The 19,840-nt window shown below is 71.6% G+C and carries 10 protein-coding genes; 4 read left to right on the forward strand and 6 right to left on the reverse strand.

What is annotated here, in order from left to right; genetic code table 11:
- Positions 1 to 13 precede the first annotated feature (13 nt).
- A complete protein-coding gene (locus tag ACIBEJ_RS26640; protein ID WP_397185540.1) occupies positions 14 to 1,384 on the forward strand; it encodes an amidase in 1,371 nt (456 codons plus the stop codon).
- On the opposite strand, the gene ACIBEJ_RS26645 is transcribed toward ACIBEJ_RS26640, so the two are convergent.
- A complete protein-coding gene (locus ACIBEJ_RS26645) occupies positions 1,381 to 1,857 on the reverse strand; it encodes a hypothetical protein (protein ID WP_397185541.1) in 477 nt (158 codons plus the stop codon). The two genes, ACIBEJ_RS26640 and ACIBEJ_RS26645, sit on opposite strands and share 4 nt — an antisense overlap.
- A gap of 140 nt (positions 1,858 to 1,997) precedes the next feature.
- Here ACIBEJ_RS26645 and murA point away from each other — a divergent pair, with 140 nt between their 5' ends.
- From murA to ACIBEJ_RS26660, 3 genes are all read left to right on the forward strand, one after another.
- Positions 1,998 to 3,308, forward strand: a complete 1,311-nt coding sequence (murA, locus tag ACIBEJ_RS26650) for a UDP-N-acetylglucosamine 1-carboxyvinyltransferase (protein WP_397185542.1) — start codon at positions 1,998 to 2,000, stop codon at positions 3,306 to 3,308.
- Positions 3,309 to 3,360: 52 nt separating this feature from the next.
- The gene (locus tag ACIBEJ_RS26655; RefSeq protein WP_397185543.1) at positions 3,361 to 5,574 is read left to right on the forward strand and encodes a transglycosylase domain-containing protein; all 2,214 of its coding nucleotides are present in this window, start codon (positions 3,361 to 3,363) and stop codon (positions 5,572 to 5,574) included.
- 110 nt (positions 5,575 to 5,684) lie between these two features.
- The gene (locus tag ACIBEJ_RS26660) at positions 5,685 to 8,546 is read left to right on the forward strand and encodes an AAA family ATPase (RefSeq protein ID WP_397185544.1); all 2,862 of its coding nucleotides are present in this window, start codon (positions 5,685 to 5,687) and stop codon (positions 8,544 to 8,546) included.
- Here ACIBEJ_RS26660 and ACIBEJ_RS26665 read toward each other — a convergent pair whose 3' ends face one another.
- The 5 genes from ACIBEJ_RS26665 to dnaE form a co-directional block, all read right to left on the reverse strand.
- A complete protein-coding gene (locus ACIBEJ_RS26665) occupies positions 8,547 to 11,945 on the reverse strand; it encodes a M28 family peptidase (protein WP_397185545.1) in 3,399 nt (1,132 codons plus the stop codon).
- 735 nt (positions 11,946 to 12,680) lie between these two features.
- Positions 12,681 to 13,622, reverse strand: coding sequence for a TolB family protein (locus ACIBEJ_RS26670; RefSeq protein ID WP_397185546.1), 942 nt, complete (start codon positions 13,620 to 13,622; stop codon positions 12,681 to 12,683).
- Entirely contained in the window at positions 13,619 to 14,788 is a 1,170-nt protein-coding gene (locus ACIBEJ_RS26675; RefSeq protein ID WP_397185547.1) for an MFS transporter, read from the reverse strand. The genes ACIBEJ_RS26670 and ACIBEJ_RS26675 overlap by 4 nt, the downstream gene beginning before the upstream one ends.
- Complete coding sequence (locus ACIBEJ_RS26680; RefSeq protein ID WP_397185548.1) at positions 14,789 to 16,099, reverse strand: discoidin domain-containing protein; 1,311 nt, start codon at positions 16,097 to 16,099, stop codon at positions 14,789 to 14,791.
- A 164-nt stretch (positions 16,100 to 16,263) separates the two neighbouring features.
- Complete coding sequence (gene dnaE, locus ACIBEJ_RS26685) at positions 16,264 to 19,791, reverse strand: DNA polymerase III subunit alpha (RefSeq protein WP_397185549.1); 3,528 nt, start codon at positions 19,789 to 19,791, stop codon at positions 16,264 to 16,266.
- Positions 19,792 to 19,840: the final 49 nt, after the last annotated feature.

The raw sequence follows: 19,840 nt of genomic DNA on the forward strand, positions 1-19,840 counted from the left end.
GTAGGATCGGCCTGTGACGGATCTGCACTACCTGACGGCCACCGAGATGTCGCGGCTGCTGCGTGCCCGCGAGATCGGCGCCGTGGAGCTGCTCCAGGCCCACCTCGACCGCATCGAGCAGGTCAACCCCCGCGTCAACGCGATCGTGACGCTCGCCGCCGAGCAGGCCATGGACACCGCGCGGGCGCTGGACTCCGTCGCGCCCGCCGGGCCCCTGCACGGGCTGCCCATCGCCCACAAGGACCTGGTCGACACCGCGGGCCTGCGCACCACGTACGGCTCGCCCGCCTTCGCCGACCACGTACCGGAGAAGGACGACCTGATCGTCCAGCGGCTCAAGGCGGCCGGGGCGGTCACGATCGGCAAGACCAACACGCCCGAGTACGGCACCGGCTCCCACACCGTCAACGAGGTCTTCGGCGCCACCCGCAACCCCTACGACCTGTCGAAGTCCGCGGGCGGCTCCAGCGGCGGCGCGGCGGCGGCGCTGGCGGCCGGGATGATCCCGCTGGCCGACGGCTCCGACATGGGCGGATCGCTGCGCAACCCCGCCTCGTTCTGCAACGTGGTGGGCCTGCGCCCGACGCCCGGACGGGTGCCAGCCCTGTCGGACAAGGCGGCCTGGTACACGCTGGCCGTACCGGGACCCATGGCCAGGACCGTCCCCGACCTCGTGCTGATGCTGCAGGTCGTCGCCGGGTTCCACCCGGGCTCGCCGTTCGCGGTCACCGAGCCCTTCCACCCCGACCCCATCGAGACCGTGGAGCACCTGCGGGTGGCCTGGAGCCCCGACCTGGGCGGACTGCCCGTCGACCCGCGCACCGCCGAGGTCACCGCGAGCGCGCCGAGGGTCCTGGAGGAGCTCGGCGCCCGGGTCGAGCGGGTGGACCTCGATCTGTCCGACGCCGACGAGGCCTTCCGCCTCTACCGGGCGTGGTACTACGCGCTGGCCTTCCCCGACCTGGAGATCCTCGGCCCCAACACCCGCTGGAACGCCGAGCAGGGCCGCCTGCTCACCGGCGCCGACCTGGCCCGCGCCGAACGCCTGCGCACCGGCCTCTACCACCGGATGACCGCGTTCTGGGACCGCTACGACGTCCTGCTGGCCCCGGTCAGCCAGGTGCCGCCGTTCCCGGTCGAGGACCCGTACGTCGGCGAGATCAACGGGGTCCGCCTGCCCGACTACCTGTCGTGGATGCGCTCGGCGTACTGGATCAGCGTGCTGCACGCGCCCGCCGCCAGCGTCCCCGCGGGCTTCACGCCCGACGGGCTGCCGGTCGGCGTGCAGATCGTCGGCCGCCCGTTCGCCGACGCGCGCGTCCTGCGTGTGGCGAACGCCTTCGAGCAGGCCACCGGGTACGGCTCCCGCCGCCCCGCCCTCTAGATCCCGTACGGCTTGCGCAGCGCCGAGTCGCGGTAGCCGTGCATGCCTTCGAGCAGCCCGAACAGCGCCACCGCCAGCAGCGGCCAGGCCACGAGCACGCCGCCCGCGGTGAGCTCCAGCGGTCCGGGCACCACCTTCAGCCCGGGCGCCGCCGCCTCCACGGTGACCACGCCGATGGTGACCGCCGAGCCGACCCAGAGCGTGAGGAAGGCGGCCAGCACGCCGCCCGCGCACAGCCCGGCCAGCACGGGAAGCTGGTCCTGCCGGTTGCGCAGCCACGCCACGGCGCCGCAGAGCAGGCCGAGCCCGCCGGTGATCGCCGCGAACCAGCCGTCGGCGGCGATGAGCGCCTGCGTGGACGGGTCGGCCAGCGCGGGGCCCTTCTCGGTGACGGCCATCGCCGCGCGCGGAGCGGCGTACGACCAGGCCAGGCCGGCCAGAACCCCTAGCACCGCCATGACGAGCACGGTCACCGCGAAAGGCCGCACATGCCGTACCAAGCCACTCTCCCTCGCAACTATGCCCGAACCGCTCGATGGTATCCCGGTACCTATCCGAACACGCCGAGGCGGACATCGCACGAGCGCCTCCGGTAACGCGGGACAATGTCCGGATGAGCGATGAAGAGGTCTGGCTGATCGATCCCTCCGGACCGCTGCGGGGGGACGTCGTCGTCAGGGGATCCAAGAACGGCGTCTCCAAGCACATGGTGGCCGCCATGATGGGCAGCGGGGAGAGCACGATCGGCAACGCGCCCGAGGTCGGCGAGGTCGGCATCACCGCCGCCATGCTGCGCGCCCTCGGCATCAACGTCGAGATCGACGACGGGGAGATCCGCATCGAGCAGGGGCCGGAGATCCGGCCGCGGGTGCCGGAGGAGTACACCGGGCTCAACCGCATCCCCATCCTCATGCTCGGCCCGCTGCTGCACCTGGCGGGCGAGGCGTTCGTGCCCCTGGTGGGCGGCGACCCGATCGGCCGGCGGCCCATCGACTTCCACGTCGACGCGCTGCGCCAGATGGGCGCCGAGGTCGACATCCAGGAGGGCGGCGTCTACGCCAAGGCCAAGCGCCTCAACGGCGCCCGGCTCGTGCTGCCCTACCCGAGCGTAGGCGCCACCGAGACCGTGCTCATGTCGGCGGTGCTGGCCGAGGGCAAGACCGTGCTGAAGAACGCGGCCATGGAGCCCGAGGTCGTGGAGCTGGCGCTGTTCCTGCAGCGGATGGGCGCCAGGATCGAGCTCTCGCCCGACCGCAGGATCGTCATCGAGGGCGTCGAGCGCCTGCACGGCGCCCAGACCTGGCTGGCCGGCGACCGCATCGAGGCCTTCTCCTACCTGGCGGCGGGCCTGGTGACCGGCGGCGAGGTACGCGTGCACGGCTGCCCCCAGGACCGCCTGGTCACCGCGATCACCACGCTGGCCAGGATGGGCGCCCAGTTCGAGATCAACGACGAGTACCTGTGCGCGACCGCCCCGCCCGAGGGCCTGCGCTCGGCCGCGGTGCAGACCGACACCCACCCGGGCTTCATGACCGACTGGCAGACGCCGCTCATGGTGCTGTTCACCCAGAGCCAGGGCATGTCGGTGCTGCACGAGACCGTCTTCGAGAACCGCCTGGTCTACGTGCCCGCGCTGCAGGAGATGGGCTGCGAGATCGAGGTGTTCGACCAGTGCCTGGGCGGCCCCGCCTGCCGCTACCACGACACCAACGCCAAGCACTCGGCGGTCGTGCGCGGCGTCTCCCAGCTCAAGGGCGCCGACGTGCGGCTGCCCGACATCCGCGCGGGCTTCTCCGCGGTGCTGGCGGCGGCGGTGGCCGACGGGCGGTCCACGCTGCGCGGCGTCCACCACATCGAACGCGGCTACCACCGGCCTTTCGAGCAGTTCAAGATGCTGGGATTGAACATCCAAAGGCGCCGGTAAAGAGTTGGAAGCGGGCGTTTGCCGCTGATCACCAGGTCGTACATCAACCTTCGTGACTGTCCTCAAATCCGTCGGCGCGCTGGGTGTGGTGGGGGCTCTCGGAGGGGTGCTGGCGGCCGCCTTGGCCGTGCCCGCCGTCAGCGGCGCGGGGCTCACGGCCAAGGGCCTCGCCGCGACCTTCACCGACCTGCCGCCCGCCCCGCGCGAAGAGCCGCTCTCCCAGGTCACGCGGCTCCTCGACCGCCACGGAGAGGTCTTCGCGCAGTTCTACACCGCCAACAGGACCGAGGTGCCGCTGGCGGCGGTCGCGCCGGTCATGCGCCAGGCCATCGTGGCCATCGAGGACGCCCGCTTCTACGAGCACGGCGGCCTCGACGTCAAGGGCACGCTGCGGGCGCTGATCACCAACAGCCAGGCGGGCGGCATCCGCCAGGGCGGCTCCTCGCTCACCCAGCAGCTCGTGAAGAACATCCTGGTGGAGAACGCCCAGAGCGAGGTCGAGCGGGACCGCGCGCGGGCGCCCAGCATGGCCAGGAAGATCACCGAGCTGCGGTACGCGCTGGCGCTGGAGGAGAAGTACCGCAAGGACGAGATCCTGGAGCGCTACCTCAACATCGCCTACTTCGGCGCCGGCGCCTACGGCGTGGAGGCCGCCGCCCAGCGCTTCTTCTCCACCTCCTCGGCCAAGCTCACACTCACCCAGGCGGCCACGCTGGCCGGGGCGGTGCGCTCGCCGTACGCCAACGATCCCTCGCTCGGACGCAGGCAGCAGGCGCGGCTGAAGGCGCGGCGCGACCTCGTCCTGGACCGCATGGCCGAGCTCGGCCTGGTGACGGGGGCGCAGGCCACGGCGGCCAAGGCCGCCAAGCTCGGCATCAGGCTGGCGCCGCAGCCGGGCGGCTGCGCGCAGAGCCCCTACCCGTTCTACTGCGTGTACGTGCAGCGCGAGCTGCTTTCCAGCCCGGTCTTCGGCAACACGCCCGCCGAGCGGCAGCGGCGCATGACCCGCGGCGGGCTGACGATCCGCACCGCGCTCGACCCCAAGGCGCAGCGGGCCGCCGACCGGGCGATCACCGCGCGCGTGGCGGCCGACGACACCGAGGTGGCCGCCGAGGCCATGGTCGAGCCGGGCACCGGGCGCATCAGGGCGATGGCCGCCAGCAAGCGCTTCGGCAACAACCCGGGCAACCGCAAGAACGGCCCGCGCACCACCTTCAACCTGGCCGCCGACGTACGGCACGGCGGCGGGCAGGGCTTCCAGGCCGGCTCGACGTTCAAGGTGTTCACGCTGGCCACCGCCCTGCAGCAGGGCTGGCGCTTCGGCCAGGGCTTCCAGACGCCCGGCGCGCTGGTGCCCGCCAGCGGCTACCGCGACTGCCGCGGCAACCCCGTCAACGACCCGGGCGCCCGCGTCTACAACGCCAGCGGCGAGGGCAAGGGCGGCCCGCACAGCCTGGAGACCGGAACCTGGCAGTCGGTCAACATCTTCTACATGATGCTGGAGCAGAAGGTCGGCCTGTGCAACGTGGTCAGGACCGCGCGGGCGCTCGGCATCGGCCGTGCCGACGGGGCGGCGCTGCGCGAGGTGCCGACGTTCACGCTCGGCGTCAACGAGATGGACCCGGTCACGGTGGCCGCCTCGTTCGCCGCGTTCGGCGCGCGGGGCCGCTACTGCGAGCCGCAGGCCATCCTGGAGATCTCCGGCGGCGACAGCGGCAGGACGGCGGTGCCGCCCTCCTGCGAGCAGGCGATCGAGCGGCCCGTGGCCGACGCGGTCAACCACGTGCTGAGCGGGGTGTTCAGCAAGGGCACGATGAAGGGCCAGAGCATCGGCCGCCCCGCCGCCGGCAAGACCGGGACGAACAACGGCTACACCTCGGCGTGGTTCGCCGGCTACACCCCGGACCTGGCGGCGGCGGTCAGCGTCGGCGACATCCGGGGCTCCTATCGCTACCCGCTGCGCGGCGTCCAGATCGGGGACTCCTACTACGGCTCGGTCCAGGGCGCCTCGCTGCCCGGCCCGATCTGGGTGCGGTCGATGGAGGCGGCGCTGCGTGGCGTGCGGAGCAACGGCTTCGCCCATCCCGACATGTCCCGCTTCGGCGGTGGGTTCACCCCGGGATTGAAGGAGGCCCAGAAAGAGGCCGAGGCGGCCGAGCGCAAGCCGGGCCGCGACCGCAGGGCCCGCCACCAGCGGGCGCGCTGGAACCGCGGCGGCCACCACCGCAAGCCGCACAAGGTCCGCTGGAAGCGCCGCCACCGTTGACAGGGCCGCTTGACACCGCATCGCAACCCGGGAGTTATGTTCCGGGATTGAACCACGTGTCTGCGGTGGATAACGTCCGGGAGGATTCACCTAGCCGTTCGGAGTCATTCATGCGCGATTGGCCAGGTTTAGTCGGGCGGGACGCCGCACTTCAGTCGCTGCGTGAGGCGATGACGGCTCCCCCGTCCGTGGCGTTGGTGGAGGGTGAGCCGGGCATCGGCAAGACCACCCTGGTGCACGCGGCGGCCGTCCACGCCCGGGCGTCCGGGCGCAGCCTCCTGCTCGGGCACTGCCATCAGTTGCGTGAGCCGTTCCCCTATGGGCCGGTCTTCGAGGCGTTGCGCGATCTGATGGGGCGCCTGCCGTACCCGGACCGGCTCAATCCGGTCACCGGCGCGTTGCACGGGCACCTGCCCGAACTGGGGGACGTCTTACCCCCGGCGCCGGCGCCCCTCTCCGATCCGGACGCCGAGCGCCATCGCCTCTTCCGCGCCGTGCACGGGCTGCTGGACGCCGCGGGGCCGACCGTCCTGGTCATCGAGGACCTGCACTGGGCCGACGACGGCACCCAGGACCTGCTGCGGTTCCTGCGCCGCCGGCCGCCGGACGGACTGTCGCTGGTCATGACCTACCGCAGGCGCGACCTGCCCGCCGCCGGGCTGCCGCTCGGCTCCGCCTACCGTCACGCCCCCGAGGCCACCACGGTCGTCATCCCGCTCGGCCCGCTGGACGCGCGCGACGTCGGCACGCTGGCCGCCGGCCTGCTCGGCCGCGACGACCTGCCGCCCGCCTTCGCCACCCGGCTGCACGAACGCACCTCGGGCATCCCGTTCCTCGTCGAGGAGGTGGTGCGCTCGCTCGGCGACGACCGCAGCCCCGAGGCCCTGGAACACGCCGGAGTGCCGCTGCTGCTGCGCGAGTCGATGACCGAGCAACTGGCCAGGCTCTCCCCCGCCGCGCTGGCCACCGTCCGCGCGGCCGCCGTCCTGCGCCTGCCGTCCGCCGAGCCGCAGCTCGCCGCCGTCGCCGGCGACGCGGGCGGCCTCCTGGAGGCGCTGGCCCTCGGCGTCCTGCACGAATACCCCGGCAACCGGTACGGCTTCCGCCACGCCCTCGCCCAGGAGGCCGTCTACGACACCATCCCCGGCCCCGACCGCAGGATGGCCCACGAGCGCGCGGTGCGTGCCCTGTCAGGCGAGGACCCGCCCTCGCTGGTCCAGCTCACCTTCCACGCCCGCAGATCCGGCGACACCACAGCCTGGCTGCGCTACGGCACCGCCGCCGCCGAGCGGGCCGCCGCGCTCGGCGACGTGGCGATGGCCATCCACCTGCTCGAGGAGATGGTCGCCGACCCCGGCCTGCCCGGCTCGGAACGCGTCGCGCTGGTGCTGACCATGGGCCGCCTGGCCGTGGCCGGGCTGTCGGTGCCCCGCGTGACCCGGCTGCTCAAGCAGGTGCTCACGGACACGACGCTCTCCCGCGACCTGCGTGGCCAGGCCAGGCTGGCGCTCGGACTCATCCTGTTCGCCCAGATGGGCGACATGGTCACCGGGCCGCCGGTGATTCTGACCGCCGTCGAGGAGCTGGACGACCGCCCCGCGCTCGCCGCCAGGGGCCTGGCCGGGCTGGCCATGCCCTGGTGGGGCACCGAGCCGCTCGCCGTGCACGAGAAGTGGATGGCCCGCGCCGAGGAACTGGTCGCCACCGCCGACGACCCGGAGGTCAGCGCGGCCGTGCTCGGAAACAGGGCCGCGCTGTCCATGGCGACGGGCACCCCCGATGCGAGCAAGCTCGTCGCCATGCTCCCGGCCGCCGATCCGTCGGCCGCCGTACGCAGGCAGGTGGCCCGCGCCTACTGCAACCTCTACGACCTGGCCGCCACCCTCGGCCTGTACGGCGAGGCCGACGACCTCGGCCGCCGCGGCCGCACCCTCGCCCAGGAGACCGGCGCCTTCTTCCACGCCAACCTGGCCGAGGGCGTGGACCTGCGCCTGGCCTGGCTGACCGGGCGCTGGGAGGGGCTGGCCGCCAGGGCGGCGACGGCGATCGAGCAGTTCGAGGAGACGCCGGTCGCGACCCTCGACGCGCACTTCGTCATCGGCCGCCTCGCGCTGGCCTCCGGCGAGTGGTCGGAGGCCGCCGCGCACCTGCACGCCGCCGGGCTCGACGAGCCGCACGCCGGCTACCTGCCGCTCGCGCTGGCCGCCAGCGGCGGCCTCATCGAGCTGCATCTGGCCCGCGGCGAGCAGGCCCCCGCGGTGGTGGCGGCGGTGCGAGAGGCGGTGCGCGCGGTGGAGCGGCTGCGCGGCAAGGGCCTGTGGGTCTGGGGCGACCAGTTGCTCGTCCCCGCGGTCAACGCCCTGCTGCGCGGCGGGCTGGCCGAGGAGGCCGCGGACCTGACCGCCGCCTTCGCCGAGGGCGTCGTGGGCCGGCACGCGCCCTCCAGCGCCGCCGCGCTCGACCTGGCCCGCGGCACCCTTGAGGCCGCCGCCGGCCGGCACGAGGCCGCCGCCGCCAGGTTCGCGCTGGCTCGCGCCGCCTACGCGGCCATGCCCCAGCCCTACGCCGCGGCCCGCGCCGGGGAGGCGGAGGCCGGTTCGCTGCTGGCCCTGGGCGACCGTACGGCTGCCGCCACCGCGCTGGCCGAGGCGGCCGAGCGCTTCGCGGCGCTCGGGGCCACCCGCGACGCCGCGCGCTGCCGGCACGCGCTGCGCGAGTGCGGCGTCGCCATCCCGACCGTGCGGCGCAAGAGCGCCGGCGTCCTGTCGCCGAGGGAGCGGGAGGTGGCCAGGCTGGTGGCGCTGGGCCGTACCAACAAGGAGATCGCGGAGGTGCTGTTCCTGTCGCGCAGGACGGTCGAGACTCACGTGGCGACCCTCCTGCGCAAACTCGGAGTGCGCTCGCGGACGGAGGTCGTGTCCGCGCTCGCGGCTGAAGGGGTCCCGGCCGACGGACGGCCGGGACCCGGGTGATCAGACCTTGATGCTCCACCAGTCGAGAACGCCCTGGTCCTGGGCGTAGATGTCCTCGATGTAGAGCACCCACTGGCCCGCGGCCTGCTGGGTCACCGGCACGGACCAGGTCCGGGTGCCGAAGGCCGAGCAGGAGGTGCCGCCGGCGGCCCTGATCTGGCGCCACGTCCCGTTCGGGCCGCGCAACCAGATGTCCAGGTCCTCCAGGCACGTGTGGGTGCTGGTGGCCGTGACCGTCACCGGCGACTGCGCCGTGCCCGTCGCCGTGGAGGTGACCGGGCTCTGGACGTAGGTGAAGTCGCGGATCTGGTAGTCGGTGTCGTTGCGGAACGTGCGGCCGCCCGTGTCGCCCGTCACGTTCAGCGTGAACACCGTGGAGCGGGTCGCGGTCTCACCGGCTCCGTTGATCGTCACCGTGTGGTTGCCCGTCGGGGTCGACGTGCTGGTGGTGATCGTCAGCGTGGAGCTGGCGCCGGAGGTGACCGAGGCCGGGTTGAAGCTGGCGCTGGCGCCGGCGGGCAGGCCGGAGGCGGTCAGGTTGACCGTCTGCGCGGTGCCGGCCGTCGTCTGCGTGTTGATCGTGGTCGTCGCCGCGTTGCCGGCCAGGACGGTGCCGGACGACGGGTTGGCCGCGATCGAGAAGTCGCGCGGGTTCGGGTTGTCGGTACCCACCGCGAGCTTCCATATGGCGTACGCCGCCGCGTCGGAGGCACGGTCGAGAACCGTGTCGTTGATGTTGGCGGAGGTGTCGCACGCGGCGTGGTAGCAGCGGTCGTAGGCCTGTCCGGCCGTGCCGCCCCACTTGGCCGCCTGCGCCTGGGTCTTGGTGTAGCTGGCGCCCGCCGCCACACCCGACGTCGCGATGCCCGCGTTGCGGAAGGAGGCGTCGTCGGAGCGGTTGGCGCCCTCGGTGTTCTCCTCAGGCTGCAGGTTCAGCCGGTCGTAGAACGCCTTGAGGTGCTGCGCGGCCGTGGTGTTGATGTTGTTGATGAAGTAGCCGCCGTTGGGCGAGCCCACCATGTCGTAGTTGTGGTAGACCTGGATCCTGCCGCGCTCGGTCTGGCTCAGCGAGGCGACGTAGCCCTCGGAGCCGTTGAGCCCCTGCTCCTCGTCGCTCCACCAGCCGAACCTGACGTGCTTGAGCATGTTCGGCCGCGTCGCGGCCAGGGTCAGCGCGACCTCCAGCAGCGCCGAGGAGCCCGAGGCGTTGTCGTTGATGCCCGGACCCGCCGAGACGCCGTCGAGGTGCGCGCCGGCCATGATGACCTGGTTGGCGTCGCCGCCCGGCCAGTCCGCGACGAGGTTCGGGCCCGCCCCGGAGGTGCAGGTCGAGCCGCACGCCACGCGGCGTACCTCATAGCCCGCGGCCTGGAGCTTCTGCTCCACGTAGGAGACCGAGGCGGTGTAGCCGGCGCCGGTCGACCTGCGGTTGCCGCCGTTGTTGTTGGCGATCGTCTGGAACTGCGAGATGTGCGCCTTGACGTTGGCCAGGCTGATGTCCGGCGGGTCCACCGTCGAGGAGCCCACGGTCAGCCGGTAGGTGGCCGTGTGCGTGGCCGTCTGGCCGGTGCCCGTCACCGTGATGGTGTGGGCGCCCTGCGGCGTCGAGGCGCTCGTCGTGATCGTCAGCGTGCTGTTGTTGCCGCTGGTCACCGACGCAGGGTTGAAGCTGGCGCTGGCGCCGGCGGGCAGGCCGGAGGCGGTCAGGTTGACCGTCTGCGCCGCGCCCGACGTGGTCTGGGTGCCGACCGTCGTCGTGGCCGTCTGACCCGGCTGGACCGTCCCCGTCGTCGGGTTGGTCGAGATGGAGAAGTCCTGGCCGGGCTGCTGGCAGGTCGGCTCGCCGGACTGCACCGGCACGCTCACCGCGTTCCAGGCCGCCTTGGTCGTGGCGCACTCGACGCTGCTGGCGCCGTACAGCTCGACCACCGCGGCCAGCGAGGCCGAGCGGACGTTGGCGTAACGCCAGGACGAGGTCTTGCGGGCCAGGGCGCCCATGAAGATCTTGCCGGCCTTCTGGATGCCGATGCCGGTCACCGAGCTCGGCCCGCCGGAGCAGATCGGGCTGTCCGGCTTGCCGCCGCCGGGCGCGTTGCCCTCGGCCAGCAGGTAGAACCAGTGGTTCAGCGGACCGGCCGCCGCGTGCACCTCGGTGCTGGGGATCGAGGTGGACCAGCAGTTCGGGTCGCCGACGCGCGACGGGTTGTACATGTACCTGATCGGGCCGTCGCCGACCAGGTTCACCTCTTCGCCCACCTCGTAGTCCGGCGGGTCGTTCGGGTGGTTGGCGTAGTGCTCGGTCAGGGCGCCGAAGATGTCGCCGGTGCCCTCGTTGATGCCGCCGTTCTCGTTGCCGGATCCGGCGCCGCCCGGCGTGGTCTGGAAGATGGCGTGGCCGTACTCGTGGCCGACCACGTCGATCGGGGTGACCTGGCGCTGGTTGTCCTGGGAGCGGCCGAAGTTGGTGTAGCTGCCGTTCCAGTACGCGTTGACGTCGGCCAGGCCCACCCGGGCCGGGAAGCCGCGGCCCTGGCCGTCGATGCCGTTGCGGCCGAGCCAGTCACGCAGCATCTCCCACTCGCGCTGCACGCCGTACAGGGCGTCCACGCAGGCGGTCTCCAGGTTGGTGCCCGAGCCGTTGCCCCACACGTCGTCGGGTCCGGTGTACGGCTGGCCGTTCTGGCCGCCGCACTGGATGCCGGGACGGGCGGTGTCGACCATCCGGTACGTGCCGCCGGACTGGCTCGTGTCGATGGTCACGTTCGGGTAGTAGTAGCCGTTGCCGGTGCCGGCCTTGACCTCGTCGTAGTGGTCGGCGACCTTGCCGGTGCGGGCGTCCACGAAGACGTGCTGCTTGCTCGGCTTGCGGGCGGCGACGCCCTCGACCACGGTCTCCCAGGCCAGCGTGGGCCGCTCGCCCCAGGCCAGGACGACCAGGCGGGGTGTGCCGGTGACGTCCACCCGCGACAGCCGGCTCTTCGACACGCGGGCCGCGCGCTCGGCGCTGACCGCCGGCTTGGTGGCCAGGTCGGCCGGCGCGGGACCGGAGGCCGCGGTGGTGTCGCGTACCCGGCCCTGCGAGTCGGTCACGACGACGGCGTCGCCGCCGACCACCGGCAGGCCCTTGTAGGTGCGGTCGTAGGACACGTAGAACATGCCGCTGGCGCCGGGCGTGACGGCCCGGCGCCAGTAGGTCTCGTCAGCGCCCTTGCGTAACTCGTCGAGCCCGCTGGCCACGGCGCGGTCGGCCGCGGCGGCGGCGAGGCTCTTCGGGTCGGAGGCGGTCAGGCTCTTCTGGGGGTTGACGCCCGGGGGCGCCGCTGCGGCGGCCGGATTGATCACCATGGCGGCCGTGACGGCCAGCCCGGCGACTGCCGCGAGGACGGATCTGCGTCTCACTCGCCAGTCCTTTCAGGGGTCCGTCCACGCTGGCCCGCCGGTGTGGGCGGGCCGGCGTGGAGGATGGGGGGTGTGGCGGCTTGACACTAAGACTGGACAGCTTGACGGGATATCCGTATCGATATCGGTATACGTACGGAAATTACGCTAACCCCCGCTTTACGCGCCCACCTGTAAGACACCCCCACCTGACCTCCACCCCACCCCGCCCCCAGCACCCACTCCCCCAGCCCGGCACCCCAAGCCGCGGGCCCAGCACGCCAAGCCCGGCACGCCCGTCTCCGCGCGGCGGCGCCCACCACTCCCCGGCCGTGGCACCCGCCCCCGCGGCCCAGGCCCAGCACACAAGCCCGACACGCCCGGTCCACGCACCCCCACTAGCGCCCGGCCCGACGCACCGGTGAGCCCGCTGGCCATGCCGACGATCCGCCGCCACCTGCGGGCGGGGCCACGCGGAGCCGCCTCTGGACTTGGCCGGGCAAGGTCACGGCACGACGGTGCACACGCGCGAGCCCCCAGCCCGGAGAGTGGTGCCCGCGTCCCTGAGACGTGGCGCGCGAGCTGGGGTGTGGGCCCGCGCCGGGGTGTTGGGCGGGCCGGGCAGGGGTGGATGTGTTGGGACAGAGCGGGGTGTCGGCCGGCGCCGGTATGTTGGGCGGGCCGGGCAGGGGTGGATGTGTTGGGGCGGAGGAGGGTGTCGGCCGGCGCCGGGATGTGGAGGGCGGGGGTGGGTGGTTAGTGGGGGGTGGAGGGAGAGGAGGCGTTGCGGGTGAGGAGGTGGGGGGTGCCGGTGCCGTCGGCGGGGACGGACCAGAGGTCATTGCCCTTGGCGTACATCACGGTCCGGGAGTCCAGCCACGCCGCCTGGTCGTCGATGGAGGCGGTCTCGGCCAGCGGGGTTTCGCGGCCGGTGGCCAGGTCGAGGGAGTGCAGGCGCCACGGGCCCGGTTTGACGCGTTTCTTGTAGACCAGGGTGGCGCCGTCCGGGGACAGGGACGGGCATTCGGCGTTCGAGCGGATCGTGCGCGCGCGCCAGTTCGTGAAGTCGCCCTCCACCAGGTACGTGCGGCCCTTCGTGGACAGGGTGGCGTAGAAGCGGGAGTCGTCGGCGGCGAACGTGATGCCCCAGTAGTTGACGTCGGCGGAGAAGTAGCGGCGGCCGTCGATGCGCAGCGGGATCTCCTCGATGTTGGTGATCACGTAGCCGGTCCTGGTGTCCAGGATGCCGCTCCAGGTGGAGAAGCCGCCGCTGTTGTAGGAGTCGCCGGTCACGAACACCGTCCAGGACGCCATCCGCCCGCTGGCCGAGACGCGGGCCCGGCTGGGGATGCCGGCCAGCCGTACCCTGCGGACCTCGCGCATCGAGCGGTCGAGGACGACCGCGTCCGTGGTCGGCGGGGCGCCGGGGCGGGTGAGCAGGCAGAGGGTCGTGCCGGCGGCGGTGTAGTTGCGGTCGCAGGAGGTCGCGCTCACGGCGGGCACGGCCCCGGGGTCGGCGAGCGGCACGGCCGCGATCCGCCCGGAACTGCGCACCAGCAACTGGCCCGCCTTCCCGGGATCCACGGCCGACGCCGCCGGCCCCTCCTTCTTGGCCGCCGCCCAGCTCGCGTATCCGACGGCCACTCCCGCCAGCACCACCACCGCCAGGACGACCGCGCCAGCACGCCGGAAACTCACAGCACCCTCCACGCCACGATGACCGATACCACCAGTCCCGCCGACATCACCAGCAATCCCTGCCCCGCGCCCAGACCCGTCCAGAGCACCCCGAAGGCGATCGAGGACACCATCCGCGCCGCCGCCTGCCCGGTCTGCAGCACCGCCAGGCCGCTGGTGCGCAGTCCCTCCGGCAGCATCGGCCCGGCCAGCGCCATCAGCACCCCGTCCGTCGCCGCGTAGAACGCCCCGTGCAGCACCAGCACCGGCACGAGCCAGCCCGGCCCCATCAGCACCAGGTACGCCCCCAGCAGGGCCAGATGCCCGCCCAGGAACACCGCGGCCCTGCCGTACCGGTCAGAAAGCCGCCCAAACGGTACGGCCAGCAGCAGATAGACCCCAGCCGTCCCCAAAGGCAACAGCGGGAACAGCTCGGGCGCGAACCCGAGGCGGCTCTGCAGCATGAGGTAGACGAACGCATCGCTCACCGTCACCAGCCCGAGCAGGCACGCGGCCGCGCAGACCCGCAGGAACGCGCGGTCGCGCAGCACCGCCGCCCGCAGCGAAGGGCGCGGGGCGAGCGGGCCGCGCCGGTCGCGCACCAGGGCGGCGAGCAGGACGACCCCGAGCACCGCGACGCAGAAGCTGGTCACGAACACGGCGTCGTGCGCGCCCCCGGTGGCCGCGAGCACGCCGAAGGCGGCCAGCGGCCCGAGGAAGGCGCCGGCCGTGTCCATCGCGCGGTGGACGCCGAAGGCCGAGCCGAGCCCCTCCGGCGGCGCGCTCAGCGTGATCAGCGCGTCCCTCGGCGCGGTGCGCAGGCCCTTGCCGGTGCGGTCGGCGGCGATGACCGCGCCCAGCGCCGCCACCGACGAACCGGCGGCGAGCAGGCCCACCTTGGCCACCGCGGACAGGCCGTAGCCGAGGCCCGCGACCAGCTTGCGCCGCCGCCAGCGGTCGGCGGCGTGGCCGCCGGCCAGGCGCACGGCGGCGGTGACGCCGAAGTAGAGGCCGTCGAGGACGCCGAACTGCACGAGGCTGAGCCCGAGCGTGCCGACGAGGTACAGCGGCAGCACCGCTGTGATCATTTCTGAGGAGATGTCGGTCACCAGGCTCACCGCGCCGAGCGCCACCACATTGGCGGGCACGGCGCGGGTGAGCGTGGTGCCGCGTATCGACACGTACATCTAGTGGCAGGTGTAGGTCGGGCTCGTGTCCTTGACCGCACCGTCGACGCCCACGAGTTGCCAGGCGAACGTGGTGTCGGTGAAGGTCAGCTTCACGACGCCGAAGGTGCCGGTGATCCGCTTCTGGCTGTTCGGCTGCACGTTCTCGATGTTGTACGGCGAGGCCCCGCCCATCCCGCCGAGGATCTCGACGATCCCGTTGGGGTCGGCCTGCGCGGTCGGGGTCTGCGGGCCGAAGCGCTCGTAGTGGTGGTCGTGCCCGTTGAGGACGAGGTCGGCGCGGGCCGCGTACAGCCGCTGCCAGACCGGGCGGCTCACCGGGTCGTTGCCGTGCTCACCCGAGCTGAACAGCGGGTGGTGCCAGTACGCCGCCACGCACCGCTTGCCGTTGGCGGCCAGGTCCGCGCTGAGCCAGTCAAGCTGGGCCTGGTCGTCGAAGGAGTTGGAGTCGAGGGCGATGAAGTGCCATTCGCCCCGGTCGTAGCTGTAGTACGGCTTGCCCTGCGGGTAGGCGATGGACCCGAAGTACGACTTGTAGCCGGCCAGCGGGCCCGCCGGGTCGTAGGTCTCGTGGTTGCCCGGCGAGGGGCGCGTCTTGGACTTGAACCGGCCCCACGTCTTGTCGTAGTAGTTCCGGAAGTCCGACAGCAGGGCGTCGTCGTACTGGTTGTCGCCCATGGTGATGACGAACTCGGGGTTCAGCGACTCGACCAGGGCGGCGGTCTTGGGGTGGACGCAGGAGGAGCCGGAGGTGCACTGCTCGGCGATGTCGCCGGCGGCGGCGACGGTGAAGGAGGGGCCGCCGGGGTCGGGGGTGCCGCCGAACACCTGCATCTCCCACAACGAGTAGCCGTAGGAGGTGCCGCGGGCGGTGCCGTACATGCGCACGTAGCGGCCGGAGGCGGTGAGGGTCAGGTCGTCGAGGCCGCCGTCGCCCGAGGTGGTGGAGTAGACGGTGCTCCAGGTGGCGGCGTCGGGCGAGACCTGGATCTGGTACGCCCGCCCGTAGGCCACCTCCCAGAACAGCTTGACCCGCGAGATCTGCTGGACGCTGCCCAGGTCGACGCGGATCCACTGGGGATCGCTGCCTTCCAGGGAGGCCCAGCGGGTAGAGGTGAAGTTGCCGTCGACGGCCTTGCCCGAACTGTAGGAGGTGCCCTCCTTCGAGGAGGACGCGGCGGGCTTGCCCTGCGACAGCAGGGTCTCGACGACGGCGGACGACGTGGTGGAGGCGGTGGAGGCGGTGGCCGGGGTTAACAGCCCAGCCATCAGGACGAGGACGGAGAGCAGAGACCAGCGTGCTCTGGACATGGCGAATCTCCTGGGGGCGAGATCTGGGCATGATCCGTTGAGCAGCCGGGACGGCGGGTGGTTTCCACGCCGAGCGCGTCACCCCGTCACAGGGCCGCGCCGAGCCACTTACCGGCGATCGTGGCAAGCGGCAACGCGCGTGTCAAGTTAGTTAGGAAGGTTTCTTAACCTCCGAGGCAGGCCGGGCCGAGCAACTGCTTCAGATCGCCCATCAACGCCGGCGACGGCGTGACGCGCAGCCGGTCCTCGACCCGCAGGACCGTCGTCTTCGGCCCGTTGTGCACCTGCAGGTGCACCTCGGAGGTGCCGGGGTGGGTGGTCAGGATCTCCTTGAGCCGGGAGACGACCGGCGGCGTGCAGCGGCCCAGCGGCAGGCTGACCGTCAGCGGCCCGCCCGCCTCCTGGGTCAGGTCGGGCGCGGTCACCTCCATCGCGATGATCTTCGCGACGTCCTCGCGCTTGTCGATGCGGCCCTTGACGAAGACGATCGCGTCCTCGGCCAGGATCGTCGAGCAGAGCTGGTACGCCGAGGGGAAGATCATGACCTCGATGGCGCCTTCGAGGTCCTCCAACTGGGTCAGGACCCAGGTGTCGCCCTTCTTGGTGACCTTGCGCTGCACCCCCGACAGGATGCCGCCCACGGTGACGACCTGGCCGTCGGCCCGGCTCTCGTCCTGCAGCGCCGCGATCGAGCAGTCGGCGCCGGAGGCCAGGATGTGCTCGACGCCGAACAGCGGGTGGTCGGAGACGTACAGGCCCAGCATCTCCCGCTCGAACTGCAGCAGGGTGTTCTTGTCCCACTCCCCCACCGGGATCTGCACGTCGAAGGTCTGGTCCTCGCCGCCCTCGATCGCGCCGAACAGGGAGTCCTGGCCGATGGCCTCGTTCTTCTTGATGTCGATGATCGCGTCCACGGCCTGCTCGTGCACCATGACCAGGCCCTTGCGGACGTGCCCGAGCGAGTCGAAGGCGCCCGCCTTGATCAGCGACTCGATGACGCGCTTGTTGCAGACGATCGCCGGGACCTTGCGCAGGAACTCCTTGAAGTCGGCGAAGCGCCCCTTCTCCTTGCGCGCGGAGATGATCCCGTCGACCACGTTGCCGCCGACGTTGCGGATCGCCGACAGGCCGAAGCGGATGTCGGTGCCGCGCGGGGTGAAGTCGAAGTCGGAGTCGTTGACGTCCGGCGGGAAGACCTTGATGCCCATGCGGCGGCACTCGTTGAGGTAGAGCGCCGACTTGTCCTTGTCGTCCTTGACCGAGGTGAGCAGCGCGGCCATGTACGCGGCCGGGTAGTTGGCCTTGAGGTAGGCGGTCCAGTAGGAGACCAGGCCGTAGCCGGCGGTGTGGGCCTTGTTGAAGGCGTAGTCGGAGAAGGGCAGCAGGATGTCCCACAGGGCCTTGATGGCGGCGGCCGGGTAGCCGTTGTCCTTCATGCCCTTTTCGAAGAACTCGTACTGCTTGTCCAGCTCGGACTTCTTCTTCTTGCCCATCGCGCGCCGCAGCAGGTCGGCGCCGCCCAGCGAGTAGCCGGCGACCTTCTGCGCGATCGCCATGACCTGCTCCTGATAGACGATCAGGCCGTGGGTCGTGTCGAGGATGTCGCGCAGCGGCTCTTCGAGCGCCTCGTGGATCGGGGAGATCTCCTGCTGGCCGTTCTTGCGCAGCGCGTAGTTGGTGTGGGAGTTGGCGCCCATCGGGCCGGGCCGGTAGAGCGCGAGGGCGGCGGAGATGTCCTCGAAGTTGTCGGGGCGCATCAGGCGCAGCAGCGAGCGCATGCCGCCGCCGTCGAGCTGGAAGATGCCGAGGGTGTCGCCGCGGGCCAGCAGCTCGTAGGTCTTGACGTCGTCGAGCGGCAGGTCGAGCAGCTCGATCGTCTCGCCGGTGGTCGACTCGATGGCCTTGAGGCAGTCGTCGATGATCGTCAGGTTGCGCAGGCCCAGGAAGTCCATCTTCAGCAGGCCGAGCGTCTCGCAGGTCGGGTAGTCGAACTGCGTGATGATCGCGCCGTCGGAGTCGCGGCGCATGATCGGGATGTAGTCGGTGAGGACCTCGGAGGACATGATGACACCGGCGGCGTGCACGCCGGTCTGCCTGATCAGGCCCTCCAGGCCCTTGCCCAGGTCCATCGTCGCCTTGACGTCGACGTCCTCGTCGTAGAGCTTGCGCAGTTCGCCGGCCTCGGCGTAGCGCGGGTGGTCCTTGTCGAAGATGCCCGACAGCGGGATGTCCTTGCCCATGACCGCGGGCGGGAAGGCCTTGGAGACCCGGTCGCCCAGCGCGTAGGGGTAGCCCAGGACGCGGCCGGCGTCCTTGATGGCGGCCTTCGCCTTGATGGTGCCGAAGGTGGCGATCATGGCGACCTTGTCGGCGCCCCACTTCTCGGTGACGTAGCGGATCACGTCGGCGCGCCTGCGCTCGTCGAAGTCGATGTCGACGTCGGGCATGGACACGCGCTCCGGATTGAGGAAGCGCTCGAAGATCAGGCCGTGGGGGATCGGGTCGAGGTCGGTGATGCCCAGGGCGTAGGCGACCAGGGAGCCCGCGGCGGAGCCTCGTCCCGGCCCCACGCGGATGCCGTTGTTCTTGGCCCACATGATGAAGTCGGCGACCACGAGGAAGTAGCTCGGGAAGCCCATCTGGATGATGACGCCCAGCTCGTTCTCGGCCCAGGCGCGGTGCTCCTCGTCCACGCCGTCGGGGAAGCGGCGCTCCAGGCCCTTCCAGACCTCCTGGCGGAAGAACTGCTCCTCGGTCATGCCCTCGGGGACGGGGAAGGTCGGCATGAGGTTCTTGTGCTCGAAGAACCCGGTGGCGTCGACCTTCTCGGCCACCAGCAGCGTGTTGCGGCAGCCCTCGGCCCACAGGTCGGAGGAGTCGACCGCGCGCATCTCGTCGGCGGACTTGATGTAGTAGCCGGAGCCGTCGAAGCGGAAGCGGTCGGGGTCGGAGAGCTGCTTGCCGGTCTGGATGCACAGCAGGGCGTCGTGGGAGGCGGCGTCGGACTCGTAGGTGTAGTGGGAGTCGTTGGTCACCAGCGGCGGGATGTTCAGCTCTTTGCTGATCCTGGTGAGGCCGTCGCGCACGCGGCGCTCGATCTCCAGGCCGTGGTCCATGATCTCCAGGAAGTAGTGCTCCTTGCCGAAGATCTCCTGGAACTTGGCCGCCGCCTTCACGGCCTCGTCGTACTGCCCGAGCCTGAGCCTGGTCTGCACCTCGCCGGAAGGACAGCCGGTCGTGGCCATGAGGCCCTCGGCGTGCTCGGCCAGGATCTCCGCGTCCATGCGGGCCCACTTGCGGTGGAAGCCCTCGGTGTAGGCGCGCGAGGACAGCCGCATCAGGTTGTGCAGGCCGGCCCTGTTGCGCGCCCAGATCGTCATGTGGGTGTAGTAGCCGCCGGCGGAGACGTCGTCCTTCTTCTGGTGCGGCTCGCCCCACAGCACGGGCTTCTTGTTCTGCCGCATCTCGGGGGCGACGTACGCCTCGATCCCGATGACCGGCTTCACCCCCGCCGCGGTGGCCTGCTTGTAGAAGTCGTAGGCGCCGTGCATGTTCCCGTGGTCGGTGATGGCGATCGCGGGCATGCCCAGCTCGCCGACCTGTTTGAACATCTGCTTGAGGCGCGCGGCCCCGTCGAGCATGGAGTATTCGGTGTGCACGTGCAGATGGACGAACGAGTCGCTGGACGACATGGAGCGGCGCCTCCCGGACGGACGTGGTGTGCGCTCCGACTCTAGTGGT

This window comes from Nonomuraea sp. NPDC050790, from assembly GCF_044456745.1.
In the GTDB taxonomy this organism is placed as follows: Bacteria; Actinomycetota; Actinomycetes; order Streptosporangiales; family Streptosporangiaceae; genus Nonomuraea.